Source organism: Enterobacter sp. MGH85, assembly GCF_001037655.1.
Classification (GTDB): Bacteria; Pseudomonadota; Gammaproteobacteria; order Enterobacterales; family Enterobacteriaceae; genus Enterobacter; species Enterobacter intestinihominis.
The window spans coordinates 1632313-1655173 of sequence record NZ_KQ089925.1 but is presented as its reverse complement, the minus strand read 5'-3'; the positions used below and the strand labels follow the sequence as shown (position 1 = coordinate 1655173).

General features: G+C 50.7%; 16 protein-coding genes and 4 pseudogenes. 6 read left to right on the top strand and 14 right to left on the bottom strand.

Annotation, left to right across the window (positions count from 1 at the left end):
- The first annotated feature begins 325 nt into the window (after window positions 1-325).
- Window positions 326-2977 carry an excinuclease ABC subunit UvrA gene (locus SK51_RS07790; protein WP_012561117.1) on the top strand — a complete coding sequence of 884 codons (2652 nt, stop codon included), beginning with the start codon at window positions 326-328 and terminating at the stop codon, window positions 2975-2977.
- Window positions 2978-3048: 71 nt separating this feature from the next.
- Here the strand turns inward: SK51_RS07790 and SK51_RS07785 are convergent.
- Together SK51_RS07785 and SK51_RS07780 are read right to left on the bottom strand one after the other, a co-directional pair.
- Window positions 3049-3348: pseudogene (locus SK51_RS07785) on the bottom strand (IS66 family transposase); the annotation flags it as partial.
- Between the two features lie 569 nt (window positions 3349-3917).
- Window positions 3918-5051 carry a glutathione-independent formaldehyde dehydrogenase gene (locus tag SK51_RS07780; protein WP_022651297.1) on the bottom strand — a complete coding sequence of 378 codons (1134 nt, stop codon included), beginning with the start codon at window positions 5049-5051 and terminating at the stop codon, window positions 3918-3920.
- Between the two features lie 431 nt (window positions 5052-5482).
- Here SK51_RS07780 and SK51_RS23990 point away from each other — a divergent pair, with 431 nt between their 5' ends.
- Both SK51_RS23990 and SK51_RS07770 read left to right on the top strand, forming a co-directional pair.
- Entirely contained in the window at window positions 5483-5809 is a 327-nt protein-coding gene (locus tag SK51_RS23990) for a four-helix bundle copper-binding protein (RefSeq protein WP_022649401.1), read from the top strand.
- A 447-nt stretch (window positions 5810-6256) separates the two neighbouring features.
- Window positions 6257-6853 (top strand): annotated as a pseudogene (locus tag SK51_RS07770) (LysR substrate-binding domain-containing protein); the annotation flags it as partial.
- A gap of 41 nt (window positions 6854-6894) precedes the next feature.
- On the opposite strand, the gene SK51_RS07765 reads toward SK51_RS07770, so the two are convergent.
- The 5 genes from SK51_RS07765 to SK51_RS07745 form a co-directional block, all read right to left on the bottom strand.
- Complete coding sequence (locus SK51_RS07765; protein ID WP_007897903.1) at window positions 6895-7554, bottom strand: SDR family oxidoreductase; 660 nt, start codon at window positions 7552-7554, stop codon at window positions 6895-6897.
- A gap of 294 nt (window positions 7555-7848) precedes the next feature.
- A complete protein-coding gene (locus SK51_RS07760) occupies window positions 7849-8685 on the bottom strand; it encodes a helix-turn-helix transcriptional regulator (RefSeq protein ID WP_023279881.1) in 837 nt (278 codons plus the stop codon).
- A gap of 75 nt (window positions 8686-8760) precedes the next feature.
- Window positions 8761-9612 carry a DMT family transporter gene (locus tag SK51_RS07755; RefSeq protein ID WP_023279882.1) on the bottom strand — a complete coding sequence of 284 codons (852 nt, stop codon included), beginning with the start codon at window positions 9610-9612 and terminating at the stop codon, window positions 8761-8763.
- 106 nt (window positions 9613-9718) lie between these two features.
- Entirely contained in the window at window positions 9719-10594 is an 876-nt protein-coding gene (locus SK51_RS07750) for an MBL fold metallo-hydrolase (RefSeq protein WP_017384065.1), read from the bottom strand.
- An 82-nt stretch (window positions 10595-10676) separates the two neighbouring features.
- The gene (locus SK51_RS07745; protein WP_158287950.1) at window positions 10677-11609 is read right to left on the bottom strand and encodes a LysR family transcriptional regulator; all 933 of its coding nucleotides are present in this window, start codon (window positions 11607-11609) and stop codon (window positions 10677-10679) included.
- A 260-nt stretch (window positions 11610-11869) separates the two neighbouring features.
- Here SK51_RS07745 and SK51_RS07740 point away from each other — a divergent pair, with 260 nt between their 5' ends.
- Both SK51_RS07740 and SK51_RS07735 read left to right on the top strand, forming a co-directional pair.
- Window positions 11870-12994 (top strand): alkene reductase, encoded by a 1125-nt coding sequence (locus SK51_RS07740; RefSeq protein ID WP_023279877.1) that lies wholly within the window; start codon window positions 11870-11872, stop codon window positions 12992-12994.
- A gap of 95 nt (window positions 12995-13089) precedes the next feature.
- Complete coding sequence (locus SK51_RS07735; protein WP_032415288.1) at window positions 13090-13398, top strand: ArsR/SmtB family transcription factor; 309 nt, start codon at window positions 13090-13092, stop codon at window positions 13396-13398.
- 546 nt (window positions 13399-13944) lie between these two features.
- Here SK51_RS07735 and SK51_RS24940 read toward each other — a convergent pair.
- The 6 genes and pseudogenes from SK51_RS24940 to SK51_RS07710 form a co-directional block, all read right to left on the bottom strand.
- A pseudogene (locus SK51_RS24940) lies at window positions 13945-14633 on the bottom strand (IS3 family transposase); the annotation flags it as partial.
- Between the two features lie 90 nt (window positions 14634-14723).
- Complete coding sequence (locus SK51_RS07725) at window positions 14724-15152, bottom strand: hypothetical protein (RefSeq protein WP_017384060.1); 429 nt, start codon at window positions 15150-15152, stop codon at window positions 14724-14726.
- A gap of 3 nt (window positions 15153-15155) precedes the next feature.
- Window positions 15156-17273: a hypothetical protein gene (locus tag SK51_RS07720; protein WP_048206636.1), complete on the bottom strand. Its 2118-nt coding sequence runs from the start codon at window positions 17271-17273 to the stop codon at window positions 15156-15158.
- On the bottom strand, window positions 17261-18001 hold the full coding sequence (locus SK51_RS25575; protein ID WP_223866366.1) for a hypothetical protein: 741 nt from the start codon (window positions 17999-18001) through the stop codon (window positions 17261-17263). The genes SK51_RS07720 and SK51_RS25575 overlap by 13 nt, the downstream gene beginning before the upstream one ends.
- Window positions 18002-18103: 102 nt before the next feature.
- Entirely contained in the window at window positions 18104-19027 is a 924-nt protein-coding gene (locus SK51_RS25570; RefSeq protein WP_230679785.1) for a hypothetical protein, read from the bottom strand.
- Entirely contained in the window at window positions 19014-20261 is a 1248-nt protein-coding gene (locus tag SK51_RS07710) for a tyrosine-type recombinase/integrase (RefSeq protein ID WP_007897923.1), read from the bottom strand. Before SK51_RS07710 ends, SK51_RS25570 begins: the two co-directional genes overlap by 14 nt.
- A 613-nt stretch (window positions 20262-20874) precedes the next feature.
- Between SK51_RS07710 and SK51_RS07705 the strand changes: the two genes are divergently transcribed.
- Window positions 20875-21510 (top strand): hypothetical protein, encoded by a 636-nt coding sequence (locus SK51_RS07705; RefSeq protein WP_023279901.1) that lies wholly within the window; start codon window positions 20875-20877, stop codon window positions 21508-21510.
- A 135-nt stretch (window positions 21511-21645) separates the two neighbouring features.
- On the opposite strand, the pseudogene SK51_RS07700 reads toward SK51_RS07705, so the two are convergent.
- Window positions 21646-22821: pseudogene (locus SK51_RS07700) on the bottom strand (YgiQ family radical SAM protein); the annotation flags it as partial.
- Between the last annotated feature and the right edge of the window lie 40 nt (window positions 22822-22861).

Sequence of the window (22861 nt, the reverse complement as noted above, 5' to 3'; positions counted from 1 at the left end):
GGTACCCGAAACCGCCTGAGTGTCGCCATCAGCTGGGTCTGGAACCACAGCGTCGCGTACCGGGGAGCCCGCATTATCACGGGAGCCAAATCTCCGGTCCCGGGTACGCCGCCAGCCAGTTCTCATACAGAAGGCGGATCCGCAGGGTACCGCTGAAACTTCAGCGGTGTCCCACATGGTACCACCGGGCCCAGCTTCAGCAATCTGTTTCCAGTCACACAAACGCTTTTTTCGACGGGCTTTCTGATCGAGCGGTCCGGCACACCAGATACCGTCACAAGAGGTGGCCTTATTAAGAGCGGACACACCTAGCACAGGAAATTCTATGGCAAAGAAACTTTTCGGTTATCATCCCATCCTGACTGACGACAACAATTCAGTTGTGATTCGCGGTGCTCGCGAGAACAACCTTAAAGAGGTGGATGTTTCCATTCCGCGCAACGCATTGGTTGTTTTTTCGGGTGTGTCAGGCTCGGGTAAGTCTTCACTGGCCTTTGGCACCATTTATGCTGAGGCGCAACGGCGCTACTTTGAATCGGTTGCCCCCTACGCTCGTCGCCTCATTGATCAGGTCGGGGTTCCGGATGTGGATGCCATTGACGGACTGCCGCCAGCCGTTGCGCTTCAGCAACAACGCGGTGCCAGTAACGCGCGCTCCTCTGTCGGCAGCGTGACCACCTTATCCAGTCTGGTGCGAATGATGTACTCACGGGCGGGCGCTTATCCTGCCGGACAACCGATGCTGTATGCCGAGGATTTTTCTCCCAACACGCCGCAGGGGGCATGCCCTTCTTGCCATGGTCTGGGCCATATCTATGAGGTAACTGAAACACTGATGGTGCCCGATCCCTCACTTAGTATCCGTGAAAAGGCTATTGCTTCCTGGCCCCCGGCCTGGCACGGACAGAATCTGCGGGATATTCTGGTGACGCTGGGGTATGACATCGACACTCCCTGGAAAAATCTGCCAGCGGAAGACCGTCAGTGGATCCTTTTTACCGAAGACACCCCCACTGTACCGGTTTTCCCGGGACTGAGTCCGGAAGATACGCGCGAAGCCGTCAGGAAAAAAATGACGCCGGGTTATATGGGGACCTTCACCGGGGCACGTCGTTATGTGCTACATACCTTCGCCAGCACGCAAAGCGCGTTGATGAGAAAACGAGTCTCCCGTTTTATGGAAGGCAAGCTGTGTCCGGTCTGTCACGGGAAAAGACTGAAGTCAGAATCATTGTCCGTCACCTTTGCCGGTGTGGACATTGGTGAATTTATGCAGATGCCCTTAGACCAGCTGGCGGAATTGCTCCTTCCAATCTCCCGGGGGGATTTCAGTGCCCACCACGCCGGCGCAGATGCCGACAGGGATATCACCCGTCGGGATCTGACAGAGCGTGCTGCATCCGGAAAAGCGGTCCATTCCGATAACGCCGATGTCTGCCGGACATCGGCGTTATCGGAAGAGAAACGACTGGCGGCACAACGGCTGACCGGTGGTGTCATGGCCCGGTTGTATCAGTTGCAGAAGCTGGGGCTGGGTTATCTTACGCTGGACAGAGCAACCCCAACTCTATCTGCAGGAGAGCTTCAGCGACTGCGTCTTGCCACGCAACTCAGTTCGATGCTGTTTGGTGTGGTCTATGTTCTTGATGAACCGTCTGCGGGTCTGCACCCCTCAGACAGTAAAGCGCTTTACGATGCGCTTGAGAACCTTCGTGATGCCGGCAACTCGGTGTTTGTCGTTGAACATGATCTTAACCTGATGCGACGGGCGCAATGGCTTGTTGATGTGGGACCGTCGGCTGGTGAACAGGGAGGACATGTTCTCTACAGTGGTATTCCTGAAGATCTGAAAGCCGTCACCCAATCTCGTACCGCGCGTTATTTATTTGATGAAGTCCGGCCACCACAATCTTTTGCCCGTATCCCATCCGGGTGGCTGAAACTGCAGGGGATCCATCGCCACAATCTTAAGTGGATCGATGTTGATATTCCTCTGGGTGTGCTGACAGCCGTGACGGGAGTCTCTGGCTCCGGTAAATCCAGTCTGATTGCCCAGGCCTTACCGGAACTGGTGCTTTCTTCACTTGGCGGTGAGCCAGAAGACGTGCTTTCCGAAGCCAGCGACGCTGAGGGGCCATCCGTAACGGAGAAAACGTACGGTACCCTGACCGGTGATACCGGACTGGTAAAGCGTCTGGTTCAGGTTGACCAGAAACCGATAGGCAGGACCCCCCGTTCAAACCTGGCGACATATACCGGGTTGTTTGATCCTGTTCGTAAGCTCTTTGCCGGAACGACTGACGCCAAACTCCATCATTACGATGCGGGTCAATTCTCTTTCAATGTGGCAAAAGGCCGCTGTGCAACCTGTGAAGGTGAAGGATTCGTCAGCGTGGAGCTGTTGTTTATGCCGAGCGTGTATGCACCGTGCCCGACCTGCCATGGCGCGCGGTATAACCGGGATACTCTCAGGATCTGCTGGCAGGACAAAAATATCGCGGAGGTCCTGCATATGACGGTGGATGAAGCCAGTCAGTTCTTTGCGACTGAAGAACCAGTGGCTCGTCCCCTCCGTCTGCTGAGTGAAATTGGTCTGGGCTACCTGCGTCTGGGACAACCAGCAACCGAGTTATCCGGAGGGGAGGCGCAAAGGATCAAGCTGGCAACCGAACTACAACGTAGCCAACGTGGCCACACGTTGTATATCCTAGATGAACCGACAACCGGCCTGCATGCTTCAGACGCCGACCGCCTCCTTGTGCAGCTGCAGCGGCTTGTTGATGCAGAAAATACGGTGATAATGATTGAACACGATATGCGGGCGGTTACTCAGGCAGACCAGGTTATCGACATCGGTCCTGGAGCGGGACATGAGGGAGGACGCCTGGTTGCCGCAGGAACTCCCGAACAGGTATCGCAGGTCAAAGAAAGCCGTACCGCACAGTATATTGCCAGGGAACTCTCACGGAACGGTTAAAAAGGGCTGTGTCGTCATTGCGTCAATGGCGGCACATTCCCGGCGTGTTCTGTATCAGTAATCTCCCGCAGGTATAATTTCAGCGCATCCCACTGGTTCAGCGCGTACGCGAACGCCTTCGACAGCTCCGAGTGCCGTGACAGCGTTTTCTGCTTTTCACGCAGCCAGCCCTCCAGCGCGGTCAGCAGCGGTACCGCTTTTTCCTGCCGAATGGCCAGCCGTTCCGCCGCGCTTTTGCCCCGGATGCCCGCCTCGATGCCATACAGCTCGCCGATACGGCACAGCGCTTCGGTCGTGGTGTCAGAGGGCGTCCGCACGTGCACGTCCGCCTGCAACACCCCGCTGAACCCCGCAAGATGCGACTGCGGATGTGTAACGCTGGCGTGATAGAAATTTTAAGTCAGTCATCAGGTGTCCACCTAATTAGGGGTCAGTTTGGATATCGAAAATTATTGTACGTCAAGGTTATTTTTTGACCTCTCTACTTTAGCGGGCCTCAGCCGACGAAACTTATCGGAAGCCGGTACCGGCCAGTCTGACTGAAGATGGAAGCAAAATTAATGCTGTGGGCTACCATACCTTCTTTAACAGGTGATTTGTGAACTGCAACTTCTCGGAACGGGAGTTTGCGCAAGGACCGGAAGTCCGCTTTTCGCTCATAGCGGACCGTTCCTGCGCACATGTCTGCTATGTGGTAGAGGCAGACAATACTTACAGCACAGGGCGTTAATAAATACGGAACAGATCAACCGCAGATGCCTCCTCCTGAATGTATTAATTTTGCTATCTCGTCGGCAAAATCAGGGAACAAGTCTGGATATGGAAGCGCCTGGCAGCTGAAAGTATGAATAATAACGCCCTGACAGGATATTTTATTGCACCCTGTCAAAAGTCATACATTCTTTCCCGGTTTTTGCTTTCTCATACCGGATAACTCTATTTAAGGCTTAAGGATAACCTTCGTCCATCCTTCATCCCGCTCATCGAAGTGCTTATATCCGGCAGGAGCCTCTTCAAGCGAAAGACGATGAGAAATTATTTTGCCCGGACTGGCTTTATCGTGATGGATGAGGCGAGACAGCTGACGGTTATAGGCCTTAACGTTCGCCTGGCCGGTACGGATTGCCTGTCCTTTAAACCAGAAACTCCCAAAATCAAATGGCATCTTACCCTCTCTGGCAAGCTCCGATTCAGCCCCCGGATCCTGAGGAATAAAGACGCCAACCACACCAATTCCCCCGGTTGCTTTCGTCGACGCAACAAGACTGTTCATGGTAACAGAGTTATCTTCATGGCCATGTTTGTTACAGCACTGATAGCCAACACATTCGCAGCCACAATCCGTACCGCGTCCATCCGTCAGGTCGAGAATTTTTTGTACAGCTTCATCGCCAGTAGCATTGATGCCCGTCGCCCCCATTTTTTCAGCCAGAGCCAACCGGTCTGTGTGCGTATCAACCACAAACACCTGTGAAGCACCTTTAATGATCGCCGAATGAGCTGCCATCAAACCGACCGGCCCCGCGCCATAAATGGCCACGCTTTCACCAGGCTTCAATCCGGCAAGTTCTGTTGCATGCCAGCCGGTAGGAAAAATGTCAGAGAGCATCACATAATCATCTTCTTTTTCTGCCGCATCAGGGGGAAGAACAAGGCAGTTAAAGTCGGCAAATGGCACCCGAAGAAGTTCCGCCTGACCTCCCTCCCAGGGACCCATTTCAGCAAAACCATAAGCTGCGCCTGCCGTACCCGGATTGGTAGTGAGACAAAAGCCGGTCAGACCTTTTTCACAGTTTTCGCAAAAACCACATCCCACGTTAAACGGCAGACAAACATAGTCGCCCACCTTAATACGTTCAACGCCTGAGCCAATTTCGACCACTTCACCCAGGTTTTCGTGACCCAGAATCCGTCCCTGTTCAAAGCTGGTCCGGCCCTCATACATGTGCAAGTCCGACCCACAAATGTTGGTGGTGGTGATGCGGACGAGTACATCCGTGGGGCGGACAATTTTCGCATCCGGTACGTCTTTTACTTTTACATCATAAGGACCGTTGTAAATTACTGCTTTCATGATCTTCTCCTTCTTGCGTGCGGAAAGGAAATGCTGCCCCGCGGATTGGGGTATCAATCGAGTTTAGCTGCCATAACAGATCTCGCGATCGGCGAAAGGACGATTAGGATGTTTCTTAACTAAGTGCATTGAAGTCTGTAAGACAGGTACTTACCGATGAAGGCTGCCTGGAAAACGTAAAAACATCACACGTTAATCCGGTTTTTTTAAGCAGGCAAGGGATTACGGACAGCTTTGAGCGAGAAGCGGATAAAGTAAATCTATCTCATTTCTGCATTGTGCCAGAAGTAGACATAGGTGAATTAGGTAACCCTAGAGATGCACTTTGAATCAATGATATGAAATGCTGAAAAGGTAATTAACTAATTCAAAATTTGAATAATCAGTTATCTCTTCCATGCTTAATACGTAACCTTAGCTAAGGAGAAATTATGTTAGACGAATACAAAAAATGCATCGAAGCCTGTTATCTATGTGCAACGGCATGTGATAACTGTGCGGCTTCGTGTCTCGACGAAGAGAATCTGGAGATGATGCGCGAGTGCATAAAACTGGATATGCAGTGTGCAAATATCTGCCGTCTTGCAGCTCAATTCATGACACTAAATAGCGGGTCTGCCCAGGATCTTTGCCGTCTTTGCGCTGATGTTTGTCAGAAGTGCGGTGACGAGTGTGGAAAGCATGAACATGACCATTGTCAGGATTGCTCAAGCGCTTGTCATCACTGCGCCGAACAATGCAGAAAGATGGCCGCCTGAGAAAAACTCAAATTACCAAACCCGCTTCGGCGGGGTTTTATATTCCCGGTAATAAGTCGTAGAAGGATGAGATAGATGAGTTTAAGAGTACGGGCGGGAAATAGATCTACTCGAAAGTACTAGCCTCAATGACAAATTCTGGCACAGATTATTTGATTGGCTCAATGTCCGTTTTCGCTGACAGCGGACTGCACCCCGCCGGGGTGACCGCTTCGTGCCAGAATTGGACGTTTCCAAAATCTGCATGCACTAATCGGTGGAGAGCAGATCTCACTGCATAGCCATGCAGACGCGCAGAAATCATCAGGGGCGTTTGAAAGGTGCCGGAAACAGGCGGGAGGCCGCAGAAACGTGCTGAGGGCGCCTGCGGCGGTGCGCCCAAGGGTTGTTATGTTTAATATGGCAGAACTTTCCTGTCGCTATCATTTTGACGCCCGCTATTCGCTCATAGATATGCCTGTCGCGTTTGCGGCTTTACTTGTTATACCCAACCTGCCTGATTTTTATCGCCAGCATCCCGGAATTGAAATTATCCTGAGCAGCTCAGACCGCCGACGGAATATGCTGCATGATGGCCTGGACTGCATACTGAGGGTGGGGGAGCTGGACGATGGCGACTATATCGCAAAGGAGGTGGGAACCGTTAAAATGACGACCTGCGCCAGTCCTGCGTATCTTGATCAACACGGCACCCCGGAAACAATGGACGAGTTGCAGCAGCATCAGGCCGTCAACTGGATTAACAGCAGCAACAGACAAGTTATGCCCTGGACATTCGGGACGTCAGAGGGCTCCACCGAAATTGAACTTCCAGGCAGGCTTGTCGTGGATAACTCAGAAGCCTACATTGCAGCAGGCCTGGCGGGGCTGGGAATACTACAGGGCATGAATATTTTTTTGCAGCCTTATCTCGATCGCGGGCTGTTGGTAGAGGTTCTGCCAGATAATACGTCCCCGAATCGCAAACTGTAACTTCTGTATCCGCACCGCCATCTCTCCCGAAAAGTACGGGCGTTTACCGACTGGCTGGAAAGTTTATTGTAAACGCCTGGGGGCCTGCAGCCTGCTGGTACGTGCGCTGCCTTTTATCGGCCCGCCAGCTTCTGTATGGCTTCACGGACAGGAGCATCGCCAGACGTCAGCTCAATGATGACGCGGCTGACGGCAGGTTGCTCAATGAGTTCAGCCAGCGTAGCCGCCACGTCATCACGGGGCACGTTACCATACGGGATGGCCAGGCCGGCACGTACATAACCCGTACCAGTCTTATCCTGCAGCGCGCCGGGGCGCAGGATCACCCAGTCAAGCTCGCTTTGTGCTAGTTCCACATCGGCCATTTTTTTAACACGCATATAATTTTCGAATGATTCAGAAGTGGTTTCTCCCCGTGCGGACTCCGGGAATGCAGAAACGAGCAGAAAGCGAGACACACCGGCACTGAGGGCGGCAGCTACCGACTTTTTCAGCCCTTCGCCGTCGACCGCATTGGTCATCTCCTGTCCCCCCTTACCGCCGGCACCGGCAGTAAACACCACTGTATCACTACCTGCAAAGTGCATCGCCAGCGCAGCTGCATCCAGCTCTGTCAGGCTCCCACTGACGGGCTCAGCACCCAGCTCGCCTAGCAATGCCTGCTGCTCTGGCTTACGGTAGAGGGCACGAACAGCATGCCCCCTACCTGAAAGGATCCTGCACAGACGCTGGCCGATTTTGCCTGCACCACCGATAATGAAAACATGAACCACAGTTGTCTCCTTCTGGGGTTATGATGTGTCCGAAATTATAACCTGACATCAGGTCAGTTCCTTTGAGCCTGACCGATTGCACTGCATGCTGCTGCCAGCACCAGACAGCTGGTCAGATACTCAGTTGTTCTTATAGCTGAGAACAACAGCCGTACCGATTTAGCTCTCCCGTCACGATGAGAACTCCTGAACCGGTTACACGCAATGCCGGCCAATATCTTCCGTTATATTCGAAAGATCCACGCAAGTTACTGAAGTGCGAGGGACGCAATGTGTACCTTGAACGAACTGAAGTCAGCGGAACCCTGAAGGTTCGATTCCATAGCGTTCAGAAAACTGCTTGCTGAAGCTCGATAGTGAATTGTAACCCACCCGCCCCGCGACCGTTTTTACCGGCAGCGTCGATGTCATCAGCAGGCGGAGAGCCTCCGCGATACGTGCATCGGCGATAACTGAGCGTAAGCTGGTTGACTCACTGGCCAGGTGGCGCCGAAGCGTGGGGCCACTGAGTCCCGTCAGATCTTCAATTTCAGCAGCACTCCAGGGATGAGCCGGTTTGTCCGCTACCATCTGACGGATTTTCATGGCCAGACTTGGCTGCCGGGCTCGCAGCAAAGCATGGTATCCCATGCCATAAAGCCAGAGCACCACTTCAACCATGGCGTGCAGGGAAAGCGGACGCTTCCCTTCCCGCATTGCGGCTGTCCAGCGGTTAAGGGGTGAAAGAAGAGCTGATACGGAAATGGCTGCGATGCTGCCGGTGTCCTGTGGTGGTGGTGCGGCAAGTAACAGCCTGGCTGCTTCAAGCTGTTCCTCCGCGAGCACCACGCTCAGGGCAACAAACTCACCACTTTGTTCTGAAGGGGCATATTCTATATCGATGCTACGGGCATTCGGGACGACCATAATCTCGCCCGGGATCACCCGGTGCCATTTCTCATTTTCACGATACCGGAATTCTCCTTCCAGCGGGAAGGAAAGGGTCGCACCTTCCACCTCGAACTTCTTTACCTGATGCGTCTGTTCTGCGCGAAGGCAATCGCAGGGAAGTGGAAAACGGGAGCGTGCCAGGGTAAGAAGCTCAGCGAGGAGATCATCAACGGGAGAATCGGAAAAGCTGACTGTTTGCATATTCATCCGGAATTTGACTTTGACCGCTATTATACGTCGCCATATACAAAAGCATACAGCGACGCGTGCGGTTGTCTATTCCCGGATGACAAAAATCAGGCCGATTATAGTTATTGCCATACCCACAAGCATGGGCAATGTAATGGCCTCTCCAAACAGCAACCACGCTTCAGCTGCCGTGAGAATGGGAACCAGGTAAAAGTAAGTAGCGACTTTGGTTGCTTCACCGCTTCGTATCATAAAAATCAGCAACATAATCGCCAGAACCGATACGCCAATAACCAGCCAGCCCAGACCCAGCGCAAATGATAAGCTCCACTGCGTCGGAGCAGATTCGAACATCAGGCTAATTGCACCCATCGATATTGTCAAAGTGACGTACTGTAAAAACGTGTTCGCAAAGATATGTCCATCTCCCTGAGCACGGCGCTGATAAAGCGCTCCGATCGTTACGCCAAATAACCCCAGCATGACCGACCCAAAAGCCACAGGATCCAGTGCAAAACTATGCTGGCCTGGCGAGAGCACCAGGAAAACGCCCGCAAAGCCAATCGCAATACCCAGCCATTTCCGGGGATGCAGGGACTGACGGTGCATGAGTGAAACCAGTATTGCAGTCAGTACCGGCTGCAGGCCGGTGATGAGCGCCACAATGCCTGACGGCATGCCACGATGGATGGCATAAAAGCATCCGCCCAGAAAGAAGCTCTGCAGGAAAAGTCCGACAATCAGGTTGCGAACCATTCCTCTGCCGGACGGAAAACGGGCCCTGAACCCCAGTGTAAGCAGCAGAAGGACCAGACAGGAAAATGCGCCACGCAGGAATAAAAGATGAAACGGCGCGCTGTACTGCACGGTAAATTTGGCTGCGACAAACCCTGACTCCAGAGGAATACAAAAAGCCAGGGCGCAAGAGTAATGAGCCATTTTTTTGTGAGGCAGTGATATTCATAGTATTGCAGGTGGGTTCTTGTCGGGCGATATGAAAGGGGATCTTCCCGGTCACTATTGTGTGCACCGGGAAGGAAGGTGATCAGACTGCGGGTGACCACAGGTCGTAATTCAGTGCGAAGCTGTTACCTTCACGGATAACCTTACCGGTAGTAGGCAGGTTGAAGTGCATACCACTGACAGCCAGGTTATCGCTCGCTGCGCGGTCAAGCACTTTGCTACGGATGGCCGCCGCCGCCGCAGGATCGCTGTCGAACGCGATAGTAACGTCAGGCTGAGCAACCTGAATGTGCGGGAAGTGAACAATATCACCCCAGATGAGCAGCGACTCTTTTTCATCACCCAGCAGATAACCGGTATGTCCTGGTGTATGGCCGAACAGCGGTACAGTCTGAATACCTGGTAAAATCGCTTCCTCGCGGAATGGCACCAGTTTGTCGTCATAAGCGCTGAAGGCGTTCCTTGCTACTTCAAAGAACGGCTTGAATGCGTCAGGCGCGCCAGCGGAAATGGTTTCATCACGCCAGAAAGCGAGTTCTTTCTCATGCACAAACAACTGCTGAACATTGCGGAAAACGGGAGTCTGCAGGGGGCCTGCAAGCCCGCCGATATGGTCAGGATGCGCGTGAGTCAGGAGAAGGGTATCAATCTGAAGCGGGTCAATGCCTGCCGCGGCCAGGGCTACCTGAAGCCGACCGCCCCAGCCATTGATACCTCCGGCACCACTGTCAATCAGGATGGTTCGCTCAGGCGTCTGGATAACGTAGACGTTGATATTAATACGGGGTACTGCTGGCACACCGCGCTTCTGCAGTAAATCCTCGGCACGTGAGCCGTCAATACCAGACAGCAGCTCAAAAGATACGTCCAGATAGCCATCACTCAGCATGGTCACAGTCATGTCACCTACTTTTTTGCGATTGATAGCCGGGGCCTGCCAGTTCAGTTGTGAAGTCATATTGGTCTCCGTTACGATTAGAGGTCATCAGGTTTTACTTTAGCAATAGTAACGAAATTTCTGGTTCGAACTGCTCATCCTGCTACGTAAACCGCTCATTCTTAAAATCCGGAGCACAGCAGGTTATATTGCTTTTGCCTTTCTCATGTAAGGTGTCGGTATTATCTTTACCGGAGCCTGTAATGGACATTATTGGAATTATCATGTCGGCGGGAAAAGCCTCTGACCAGTCCTCAAGCACCCGACAATAGTGTCCCGCCTCAATCCCCGCCAGGGCAGAAGACTCCGGCAGGTAGGCCAGGCCGTAGCCATCTTTTACTGCCTGAAGCATTGGATAAATGCTTGAAAAAGTAAGCTGCCCGTCCACTTTTTTCACAATATCCCCCTGCCTGACAAATTCCCAGCCATACAGCGGGCCTGTGGGTGACAGACGTATATTGATGCAGTCATGTTTTTCCAGCTGAGAGGGATGTAGCGGCAGACCTCTTTCTGCAAGATAGGTGGACGATCCAATGACGACAAACCGTATGTCCGGTGCGATTCGGACGGCCACCATATCCTTTAATATGTCATCACCAATTCGGACTCCGGCATCAAAATTGCCCTCAACAATGTCGACAAAACCGTTCTGCTGCGACATTTCCACCTTGATATCCGAATATTTTTTTAGTAACGGTGACAATCGTGGCCAGAGACATTCATGAATCATGTGATCTGATACCGTAAGTCTGACCAGCCCAGCCGGTGTATGGCGCAGTCTCTGAAGAGCTGTCACGCCCGCTTCAATGCGCGCAAGACCGGGTTCAAGCGTCAGTAATAATTGTTTACCGGCTTCGGTGACAGCCACCCGCCTGGTTGTACGCATAAGTAACGGCATGCCAACGCGCTCCTCGAGACGACGTATCGTGTGTGAAAGCGTGGATGCCGAGATCCCGAGGCGGACAGCAGCCCGTGAAAAACTGCACTCCTGTGCTACTGCCATGAATGCAACATAGTCATTAAAATCGTGACGCATACCGTTCCCGTTCAGGATCTCCGATAACATTATCAGAACCATTTAGGTTCATGATGCCGATTCTGTGAGCCATCAGGCAACCCCCCCGTTCCGCTCATCCGATCATAATTTTTATAAATCTAGATATTGGTAAATCTCAATATGTGGAATAAAGTGTCGTGGTTCTGCGGCTACATCGGCCGAACGACGACATGCCAGGTCGTAAATGCTGAGACATGGCGTTTCAGTGATATTGAAAATTCGCTATATCAGGATATGTAATGAAGACGAAAAACCTGTTCTCTCCCACCAGACTAGGTCCCTACACCCTGAAGAATCGTGTTGTACTTCCGCCTTTAACCCGCTCACGGAGCTCACAACCGGGTGATATTCCGAACGAACTGATGGCTGAATATTACGCACAGCGCAGCAGTGCCGGGTTTATGGTGACCGAAGGAACACAAATCGAACCTCGTGGGCAGGGTTATGCGTGGACCCCGGGGATCTACAGCTCACGGCAAGTGGAAGGCTGGAAGAAAGTGACGCGGGCAGTGCATGAAAAAGAAGGCATCATTTTTGCCCAGCTCTGGCATGTCGGAAGAGTATCCCATAACTCCCTGCAGCCATGTAACGCCTCGCCTGTCGCTCCGTCGGCGATACCGGCAGGGGAAAACGTTAAGGTATTCATCGAAACCGGGCCGGGAGAGGGTGCGCTGGCTACCGCTTCCTGCCCCCGCGCACTGGAAAAAGAGGAAATTAGTGAGATTGTCAGGATGTACGCCGGGGCAGCTCAGAACGCCCTTGATGCCGGTTTTGACGGTGTGGAAATTCACTGTGCAAATGGATACCTGGTTAACCAGTTCATGTCATCCCATAGCAACAAAAGAGAGGATGAATATGGTGGCTCATTACATAACCGGCTGCGGTTTCTGCGCGAAGTGACGCAGGCTGTCGCTGATGTGGTCGGTAAAGACCGTGTGGGAGTCCGTTTTGCTCCGCTCTTTCAGACCACGGATGAAGTAAGGGTCTATCTTGGCCTGGTGGAAGATGATCCCCATGAAACCTATACCGAAGCCGTTAAAATTCTTGAAGAAATCGGAATAGCCTATATTTCTCTTGCTGAAGCCGACTGGGATGATGCTCCCGAATTGCCTGAAGCATTCAGAGCTGAAGTCCGTAAGTTATTCAGCGGTGTAATTATGTATGCCGGGCGATATACGCAAGAAAAAGCCGAACGGATTATCGGTGCTGGCTGGGGAGACATTATCGGATTTGGCCGCCCGTTCATAGCTAATCCGGATTTACCGCAGCGCCTTTATCATGAATGGCCACTGAATCCGGTCGATCCAACAACCATGTATGGTGGAACGGCAAAAGGCTACACAGATTATCCCGCCTTTGGCTAACCATTCTTATGAGCATCAGCTTTTCAAAAGCTGATGCTTAACGTAGAGAAGTATCGTAACATTGCAATTCCTCAATGCGACAAGTGACAGAGTTTATGCCTGATATTGATTTGAATGACGTGATTAAGGCGCTGGGAAACCCTGTTAGAAGAAAAATTCTGCATATGCTCAAGGAACCGAAAATACACTTCCATCAGCCTTATGCTGATGCGGACGAGTTCGGTGTGTGTGTCAGTATCATTCAGGAAAAGGTCGGGCTCTCACAGTCTACCGTTTCTCTTTACCTCTCAGCTCTTCAACGGGCACAACTTGTTACTTCTCAGCGCATCGGTCCCTGGACGTACTACAAACGTGACAATGATAAAATAAGGGTTGTTCTTGAGTTGCTGAAAAATACAATCTGATACAGGACTGAGCACATTCAGTGTAACAGTACCGGGGGTTCGTACTTGCGATCCCGGCAGGCATTCCATGAAAGCGCACTAATTCCTCAATATCAGGCTGCAGACCGGTCATAAGAGGCTAATAGTTTTGCAAAATATCCACCAGTTTGGGTCAAATCACTCTGTCGGTTGGTGTGCATACTCGGTGCAAGGACCTGCAGATATTTAAGATGGCGGATAGCTTGTTACAGTGCCGCTGATGACATTCCGACCCTGTTGCCGTCCGGGTAAGATAATACCTCTGACAGCGGTCATAAAAGCCCAACATAATTGTCTTTCGAGCCATATATTAATCGCTCATCGCGCTCTCTTTTTCGAAGAGGTGTCACTTAATCATGATCGGTCAGTACAAAAAGACAGTGCTTTTCCAAATTCCGGACGGTTGTATGCGAAAACGGTGAAGCTCAACAAATGGTGTCATCGCTGTGCAATGCTCTGCGGGCTCATTCTTTCAGTTAACTGTTTGGTTACAGCTTCAATGAAGTATTTCAGTTAATTCACAGCGAGGGTTTGAGGAAACCACGCTGTGATTACCCAACGCTCATCCGGAGCATCCGGATTGAACTGTCGCTGGAGCTTGTTGGGCGACACGATACTGGCCTCGCCTTTACATGCCCTCGGGCTCCGGTATCCGACCTGAGCCTTTATCCCGACACGTTTCATCAGTCGCCAGACTCTGTTCACTCCGCACTGTTGCCCGCTGTCCCGCAGATCCAGATGGATTTTGCGATAACCATAGACGCATCCCGATTCCAGCCAGAACTGTTTAATCTGTCCTGTCAGTCTCAGGTCTGCCTGATGGCGTTGTGAATGCGGCTGCTGAAGCCAGGCGTAAAAACCACTGGGATGTTCATCCAGCACCCGACAGAGCAGGCGAACAGGCCAGCAATAGGTGTTGTCACGAATAAAGGCGTACCTCAGTCGGACAGCTTTGCGAAGTACGCCGCGGCTTTTTTTAATATGTCCCGTTCGTCGGTAACCCGCTTCAGCTCTTTCTGAAGACGGCGGATCTCGGCCTGAGCATCTGACTGTTCTTTATTAGTGGAAGAATCCGGACCGTAGTTCTTTATCCAGGCGTAAAGGCTGTGGGTGGTGATATCGAGACGCGTTGCAACGCTGGCAACAGAATAACCGCGATCAACAACCTGTTTGACTGCTTCAATTTTAAACTCTTCAGGATAACGCTTACCGCTCATGGGCACCTCTCTTTAAGTCATCTTAAATGACTCTGAGGTGTCTGTTAAACCTGTGGCGATTCACCTCGCGTCCTTCCGTTCAGTATAGCCTCAGTCCCTGACACCACCCGAGAACGGAATGACGTCCCCTTTCTCCCTCCCGGTGTTGCGTTCAAGCTCCCTGACATACTGCTGTAAAAGTATAAGGTTATGTAACAGCTCTACATTTTCAGCCATCATCTTTTTGATTTCTTCCCTCAGCTCATTTCTCTGACGGCGATACTTTTCTTTCAGCTTGATCTGCTGCTCAATGCCCTGCTCATCAACCGGCGCGGTGCCCTGGCACGTTTTTTTCAGACTGCGGATAGCCTCCCTGACCTGCCTGTACTCAGGACAGTTATAATTCAGGGTGCCGTTTGCCAGCCCCGCTCGTTTTTCCACAGCATACTGGCTGATACGCTCCCCTGATAACATCAGTTCCCTCAGGGCCTGCTCTGCTCTTGCCTGTGTTTTTTTAACCCCCGACTGTTCGTTCGTCATGCTCTATTCATCCTTTTCAAAAAAACGGACAGCATCTGCATAAAAATCTCTCTCAAGCATCAGAAAATCCCTGTCAGCCTGAGGAGCATTATTTCGCACGGCAATCTCCAGAAGGTTGTCATAATGAGCCATCCTGCGTTTCCACACGGGAACAGAATCAGCTCCGGCCAGCATGTTCTCACATCCCGGATTGCAGGACGCTGACTGAACAACCGCCTTAAACTCGCAGTCATGGCCATTCATGCAATAAAAACCGTTTCCAAGAGATACCAGTTTTTGCCCGCCTCGTTTAGCCATGCTCATCGCTTTTTTCAGTGTAGGAAACGTCATCTGATGTAAGTGCCCACCTCTCTGGGACATCAGTAACTTCCCGCCTTCGCCATAAAGCAGGCCTTCATGCTGATAAGAAACAGCCCTGGAAGCTGAGAGTTCGGTATCAACCCTCTCAATCTCGGCAGCGAATGCCTGAGGGATCGCCCGGCTAAAATGCGAAGCGTTGAGTGCACCGGACATATACCACTCCGTCATGCCTCTGATTAAGTGCTTAAACTGCCGGATAAGATCATTAGTAGAAATCAGATCAAGACGCCTGAGGTGTACAGCAAGTGAACGGCGAAACTGATGGGTTCGCAATGGCCAGAAAGCCCCCTCCCGAATCTCCATCGCAACGCGTTCATCATCACGTATGTTTGGATTTAAAAGCCTGAACTCATCAATATGGTCACGTCGGATGAACAGATGGTGTCTTTTCACAAATTTCTTTGCCCACTCAGTCTGGCGCTGCGTCCCCATAAAAGAGAGTTTTTGCTCCGAGAACCACGACCTGATATTTAAAGACAATGGAACATTGTCCAGCGTCTTCCCGTCCAGGCCTGTCATGATTTGATTAATTCTGCGTAAATGCTGAAAAGGCTTTTCCACATAGCGACAAACAACCCAGTCTTCGTGACTTCCACCTTCCGGGGCGAACTTATGCAACACCGAACGAAGTCCCAGGATATCACCATCATAAATCAGTGAACCGTGCATCACGCCAAGCACTTCGCTGTGTCTCATCCCCGACATGGCCTGTATCACATTCATGACTTTTAACGTCAGCTCAAAATGCCAGGTGTTCAGCTTTATGTGATCAACGCCAATAAAATCAGATCTCCAGCGCTTATTTTTATGTACCGAGAACCAGCCCTGCATCCCGGGGCCAAGTGTCGCGAAAAGCGCCCGAATTTCCCCGGCAACAATATTGTAGTAATACGCGGCCCGGTAATCCGGTATGCTTTTTGCTGTCCCTCTTTTACGGGCTTCCAGCATCGACGTATAGTAAGGCGAATCATAAAAACCGTTTATGATAGCGCACAGCCGGGAAAACCCGTCAAAATCGAAATCACTGATTTCAGCATCCAGTTCAGTAATCAGCCCTTCCCAGACAGACATCATAAGACTGAAAGGCATACAATATGTCTGGTTTGAATCATCCACACTGTTGTAACTGTCGAAGCTAATATCAGGAAAGTAACCGTATTTTCGAAGACGGGTATGACCTGTCAGCGAGATATCCGCCAGGTCCATAAAGTAATTACGTAATGTTCTTTCAGAACGCTTCCTGCCGTGCTCATCCTCCTCCTTCATCTTTACAATGAAAGCATTCCGGACAAGCGGAAAACGAAGCTGAAACAGACTGCGATACCCCATAGACTCAATAATACGGGCTCCCGCCACAATGTTTGCACATTTCCGGATCAGGGACTGCGTCTTCGCGGTCCTGCCGACAATCCAGAGCAGGCTGGCTGAGATGATTTTGGCTTCAAGACGCAGTTCAGGATCCCGTATGCCTGAAAAATTAACGGTTCTTAACGTTTCACCAATATGGGTTCTGACATAGCGATTGGTCCAGACATCATCCCTGAAATAAATATTCAGCGTCTCCTCATTGATAAAACGCATATCATGTTCATCTGAGCTGGCGATAACCAGGCAGTTATTCAGACGTTCAAAGATTTTGTTTTCTAGTGCCTCACAGATGATATCCTCAGTCGGAAACTCATCCCCTGAACGAAGCGGCGTTCCGGCAGGAAACTCCGCCATTCGACTACGGCTTACCTCTTTTTTCTTCAAATCTGCCATACCGGAGCCACACCTTCTCGCTGAAGTTTAACGCGCGCTTTTTTCAGGGTCGCCTCATCTACCAGCCCAAGCCGTAAATCAATCTTCAGGAGTAACGTTTCATAACGCTCCACAGCATTGACCGAACCGATGTACAACGGTTTTCCATACTCGATAGCATGCCTGAATGACAGCAGGAGCCATACAGACTCCAGCGTTTCCACAACGCAACTTTTTGAACATTCGACACAATGAGAAAAATCCGCACAAGCCTTTGGTGTCCGGCCAAATCGTTTTTGCTTTTTTATAAAGCGCAATTCAATATCTGTAGGCGGCTCCTGCGATCGACATCCCAGGCCATTCAATAAAAGATCCACACCCTCATCGCTTCCACGCAGATCGATCCCCAGCTCATCAGCAACTTTTACCCGCTCGGATAACGCACGTGTCGCAATCCCCTGATTCATAAGCGTATCAAGTGCAGCACTGAAGTTTTCCTTCGCCCCCTGTGGGTTACCTGCAGCATAATTCCGCCTGTAAGTGCCCCAGTTATGCTGTGCTTTTTCCGCCGTAATCAGACCATTCTTTAATGTTCTGTCCGTATACTGCTCAGACGTTTTGCGCAAGCCAGAAACGGTAATTGATGGAAGCGAGGGATTAAGCTGCCGCATCGTGGCCCACGCCCCCTCAGAGTTAGAAAATTTAGTCAGATGACTGGGATTAAGAGAATAAAGCTTACGGAATTTCACCTGCGGCTCACTCAGAAACAGCGCCTGTACCGGAGGGAAGTTATCTGCGGAAACCAGATAGTTAACGATGTCGTCCCTGAGCCTGATAAAAGACAGAAACCATTAATAGCCCGCACGTTTGGTCACATACTCCGATTTACCTATCGTCAGACGTATATACTTATTCGCTCTCCCCTTATAAACATAATCAGTGCTGATACCCTTTTCATCCAGATGTATATCATCCCGCGTCAGACCCAGAACCTGAGAGGTGTTTCCCCATGTGTGGTAACAGAACAGAAAAAAAGAAGTAAGAAAGTAATTTTCCAGAACGTCCCTGATGATGATCTCTGCCCTGCTGACCCCGTTCTCTCCCGGATACCGGAAATACGCTTCATAAACAGGTGCCAGCAAAGACGGTGAGAAATGCCGCACCCCTTTTTCCGATTTAGCGATATGCTCCCGGATACATCCCGCAAGGAACTCATTCATGGATGACAACTGCCTCAGGATCTCGGAAAGTTCATTCCTGGTATAGCTATCCCTTCCCTGCTGCTGATACGTTCCTTTCGGTAAGAATTCATATTCATACCGCCTCTGAATCTGCCCGCCCGTAAGCAAAAACCGGTTGACCACGGACAAGTAGTGTCTTGCCATCCTGACTGAAATTTTTCGCCGACGAATATCGTTCATGAGATGTTTAATATACATTTCAACGCCTTCAGCCGTGCCATAGTCATACTGATTGACTGACTGCCATATAAAAAACATATTGAGATAACGGAAAATGGTTAACCTTCCGGCGGGACGGTAAGACAGAAGAAATCGTTTCAGAGAGGCAATAAAATCGCGTTTTTCAGGGCGGGCAAGATGCGAATGTTCACTAAACCATCCGGGGAGCAACACATAATCTGAAAAATGAGCCTGAAGATAAACGTCAAGTAAATAATATCGGTTCAGATCCCGCTGAGTGATGTGTCCGCTGACCGTCTCCCATGACAGCACATTTTCGGCCATCCACGTTATCTGCGTTTCACTCCGGCTCATATATGGCTCCATCGCGACCTGCAGCACCGTCAATCAATGCGTCCATGACCCCGGCGACTGCATCAGAAATCTGGTTTTGCTGAAGAAAGACGATGTATTTCATCGTCGTATTTTCGCTTTTATGGCCCATCCAGTATTTTACTGTACCCAGCGCATTTGCGGCCTGATCGGGATAGCAACTCAGTGCCGAGCGTAAAAAATGGGTCGCAAACGTTGCCCGCAAATCATGGGGTTTATGTCTGAACACATTTCCCGGAGCAGACCGGGCCAGGCGATGGCGAAAACTGTACCAGCGGGAGTAAAAGGCTTTTTCAGACATCCGTTTCCCGTTTGCCATTAAAAATAAAGGCTCGTGCCGCCCTTCCCCACCCTGTCGTGCACGCCATTTTTGGATCTTCTTTTCATACTCCTCATCCGCCAGATAATCCAGAACCTGCTCGTACAATCGTCTGGTGATGAAGAGTTCTCGCGTCATCCCAAACTTCGTATGAACTCCGCATCTCGGACCAATATGAAGCCCCCTGATGGTCAACTCAGATACAGGGACACTGGCAAGGTACTCTTCAGTAAAGAGTGACGACGGCAGGGTCAGCATTTCATCCAGCCGTAACCCACAATTTTTCATCAGCACAATCATTAAACTGAACAACCCGGACTCAGATTTCAGTGCCTCATCCAGGATATGAACCTCTGCATCATTCAGTGGGTTGATTGTCCTTTTTGTTGTGCTGGTTATCCTGATGGCAAGATCCGAACTTATCACCTTGCGTCGCCCGTCAACGACTTTTTCGACCAACGTAAAAAATGAGCTGGCAGCCAGCTCACCACACTTGCCCAGAAATACGTAAAACCGTCGGATAACGCTGATGTACACCGCCGCGGTGGATGAGGCGATGCGCCCCTGCCTTACGGCCCCCAGAAGATACTCCCTGAAGCCATATGTAGGGCTTTGGTATTTCAACGTTCCCGGGGTGAAAGGGTCAAGTCCGTTATCCTCCAGCCACCTTATCCAGCGTAAAAATGCCCGGGCTAAAGGCTTTAAATCCCTGGCCTGCAGGATAGCTTTATCCATAAGATAAAAGTGTACATATCGGCTCAGTTTTCGATTCTGGATGCCGCTAATATAAGGTATTTCAGCATACAGAAATCCGGGTTCAAATTTCAGTTTCGGCTCTGTTGCATCCAGTTTGCTGACACGCCCATAACGCGCATGAATGTTAGTGATTATCCTCACAGTCTGTCGCCCTGAAACGCCACCTCATGCCTACACTATAAATCCGGAAGAAGAAAAAACAAACAACCAGGTTGCCGGGAGTGAATATGCAAATCAGGAGGAAAGTAAAAGATGTAACGACACCATCACGATGCAATACATTGACCTCAACACGTTACCCGGACCATACGTGATAAACATCACAAATCCTTTGAGTGAAGAACTTAAGATGTGATTTTCATTTCCCGGCACAAACCGTGCCCTTAAAAAACAGGCAACGGATACATCTTAATGCCAGAAGTAAACCTTAATTGATTGAATACAGCCTGAGTCCATTGCAAAAATAACACACAGGGTAAATTCGCATATACAGAACCCAACGAAAAGCAAAAGAAACCTGTAACACATTTCGTTTACCTGTCACTTTCAATTGTAAAAGCCAGCAGAAAAAGCGCATATAACTATATTTATCCCTGCGGGGACTTTTGTTTGTGCTATATATTTTTTACAGAGAACCGCAACGCGTCCAAACACAAGAATATATTTACCTCTGGAAAATGGTCTGACTCCCTTTCACGTGGTTGTAGTGACCTGTTCTGTGATTCATGTAATGTCTTTTCTGGATGAGGAAAATATGTCATCACTGATATTTTATACAGACGAAGCACAAGCACTGATTGTAACAGATACCCTTGCCGTCACCGATAATGGGGAGCCGTTATCTTTTGTTTCCAAAGCAGGTTACATCCCCCAGCTAAGAACCATCATAGCAGGTACGGGGGCAGGTGGATTTTCTAACACCTGGTTGCTTGAAGCATCAACCAGAATGGTCGTATCAGGTATACAAAATCTCAATTATCATACATCGGCCTGTCTAAGGAGGCTGTGGAAACAATACAAGCATGACCATGCAATTCCCTCTTCTTCAACGGTGACAACCAGTGTTTATCAGTTCGCAATTTGCGAGGAAACAGGAAATATCGTTTCGTTCGCCTATCGCTCAGTCCATGATTTCGAATCAGAGCAATTACAATACGGAACAGGAGTAAAACCTGAGTGCCAAATCCTGGATGGGGATTTGTTGCAGACAATTCCTGTAATGATGAATGAACAAAGGGCTATACAGGCGACATACTCACACCCGGAACGGATCCATATTGGCGGTGAGATGATTGCGCATTATCTGACATCATCTATGTATCAATGCTTTAAGATTGGGGAATTTGAGGATTTCAGAACTCAGGGAGAGTATATATTGAGCAGGATTTAGGCAAAACGCGGTTCAGATAAAGTGCTTTTAACAGGCTTGCTGAACATTAAAAGGATATCTCTCAATTACGATGAATAGCTTGAATTCTAAAAATAGAAAAGTAGAGTTTAACTCTAAATACATAAAAACAAGAGTAAAGGAGCACCCGCCGAAGCAGCCGCGCATGATGTTGACCGAGAAGCGGATCATCTCGTACGCCGGAATACGGCTGTTGCCATATGACGGATGCGGCACACGCTTGTACGGCAGGGCAAAAACGCTGTCCATCTCTTCGGTAGAGAGCGGGATCGCCGGCGGGTTAACCCAGATATAACGCTCGCCGTGCTTTTGCATCAACGCGCGGGCACAGCCCGGGTTGGTTTCATGGTGCAGAATACGGGAGGCGTGTGCGTAGAGCACCTTGTCAGCTTTGACCTTCTCATATGACGGCAGCAGCACATAGGTCTTTTCCCACGGCTTCGGACGCGGCGGCTGCACCACCACGGCCTTTGCTTCCGCTTTCTTCGGCTCAACTGGTTTGTTATCCGCGCACGGCAGATCGTCACCGTACGGGTGCGGGATAGGGTCGATTTTGCCCGGCATATCGATAATGCGGGAATCCACCCCGCTCCAGCCCGGCAGCGCCTCTTTCACCATGATCGCGGTGTTGCGCACGTCGCGGATCTCGCTGACCGCTTCACCCTGCGCCAGGCGATGCGCCACTTCCACCAGCGGACGCTCGCCGTTGCCGAAGATCAGCATGTCGGCTTTCGAATCCACCAGCACCGAACGGCGCACGGTGTCAGACCAGTAGTCGTAGTGCGCGGTGCGGCGCAGGCTCGCCTCGATGCCGCCCAGGATCACCGGCACGTCTTTCCATGCTTCTTTGCATCGCTGGGTGTAGACGAGGGTCGCGCGATCGGGACGTTTACCCGCCACGTTATCTGCCGTATAAGCGTCGTCATGACGCAGCTTACGGTCCGCGGTATAGCGGTTGATCATCGAGTCCATGTTGCCCGCGGTCACGCCAAAGAACAGGTTAGGTTTACCCAGACGCATAAAGTCGTCTTTGCTGTTCCAGTCAGGCTGAGAAATAATCCCCACGCGGAAACCCTGAGCTTCCAGCATACGGCCGCAGATCGCCATGCCAAAGCTCGGGTGATCGACATACGCATCACCCGTCACCAGAATGATATCGCAGCTGTCCCAGCCCAGTTGATCCATCTCTTCCCGGGACATCGGCAGGAACGGCGCCGGTCCAAAGCAGGCTGCCCAGTACTGGGGCCAGGAGAAGAGGTCGCGATCCGGCTGGATCAGGGAAATTGCGCTCATAATGCTTCCGAAGAAAAAATAGACAAAAGGAGCGGGATTA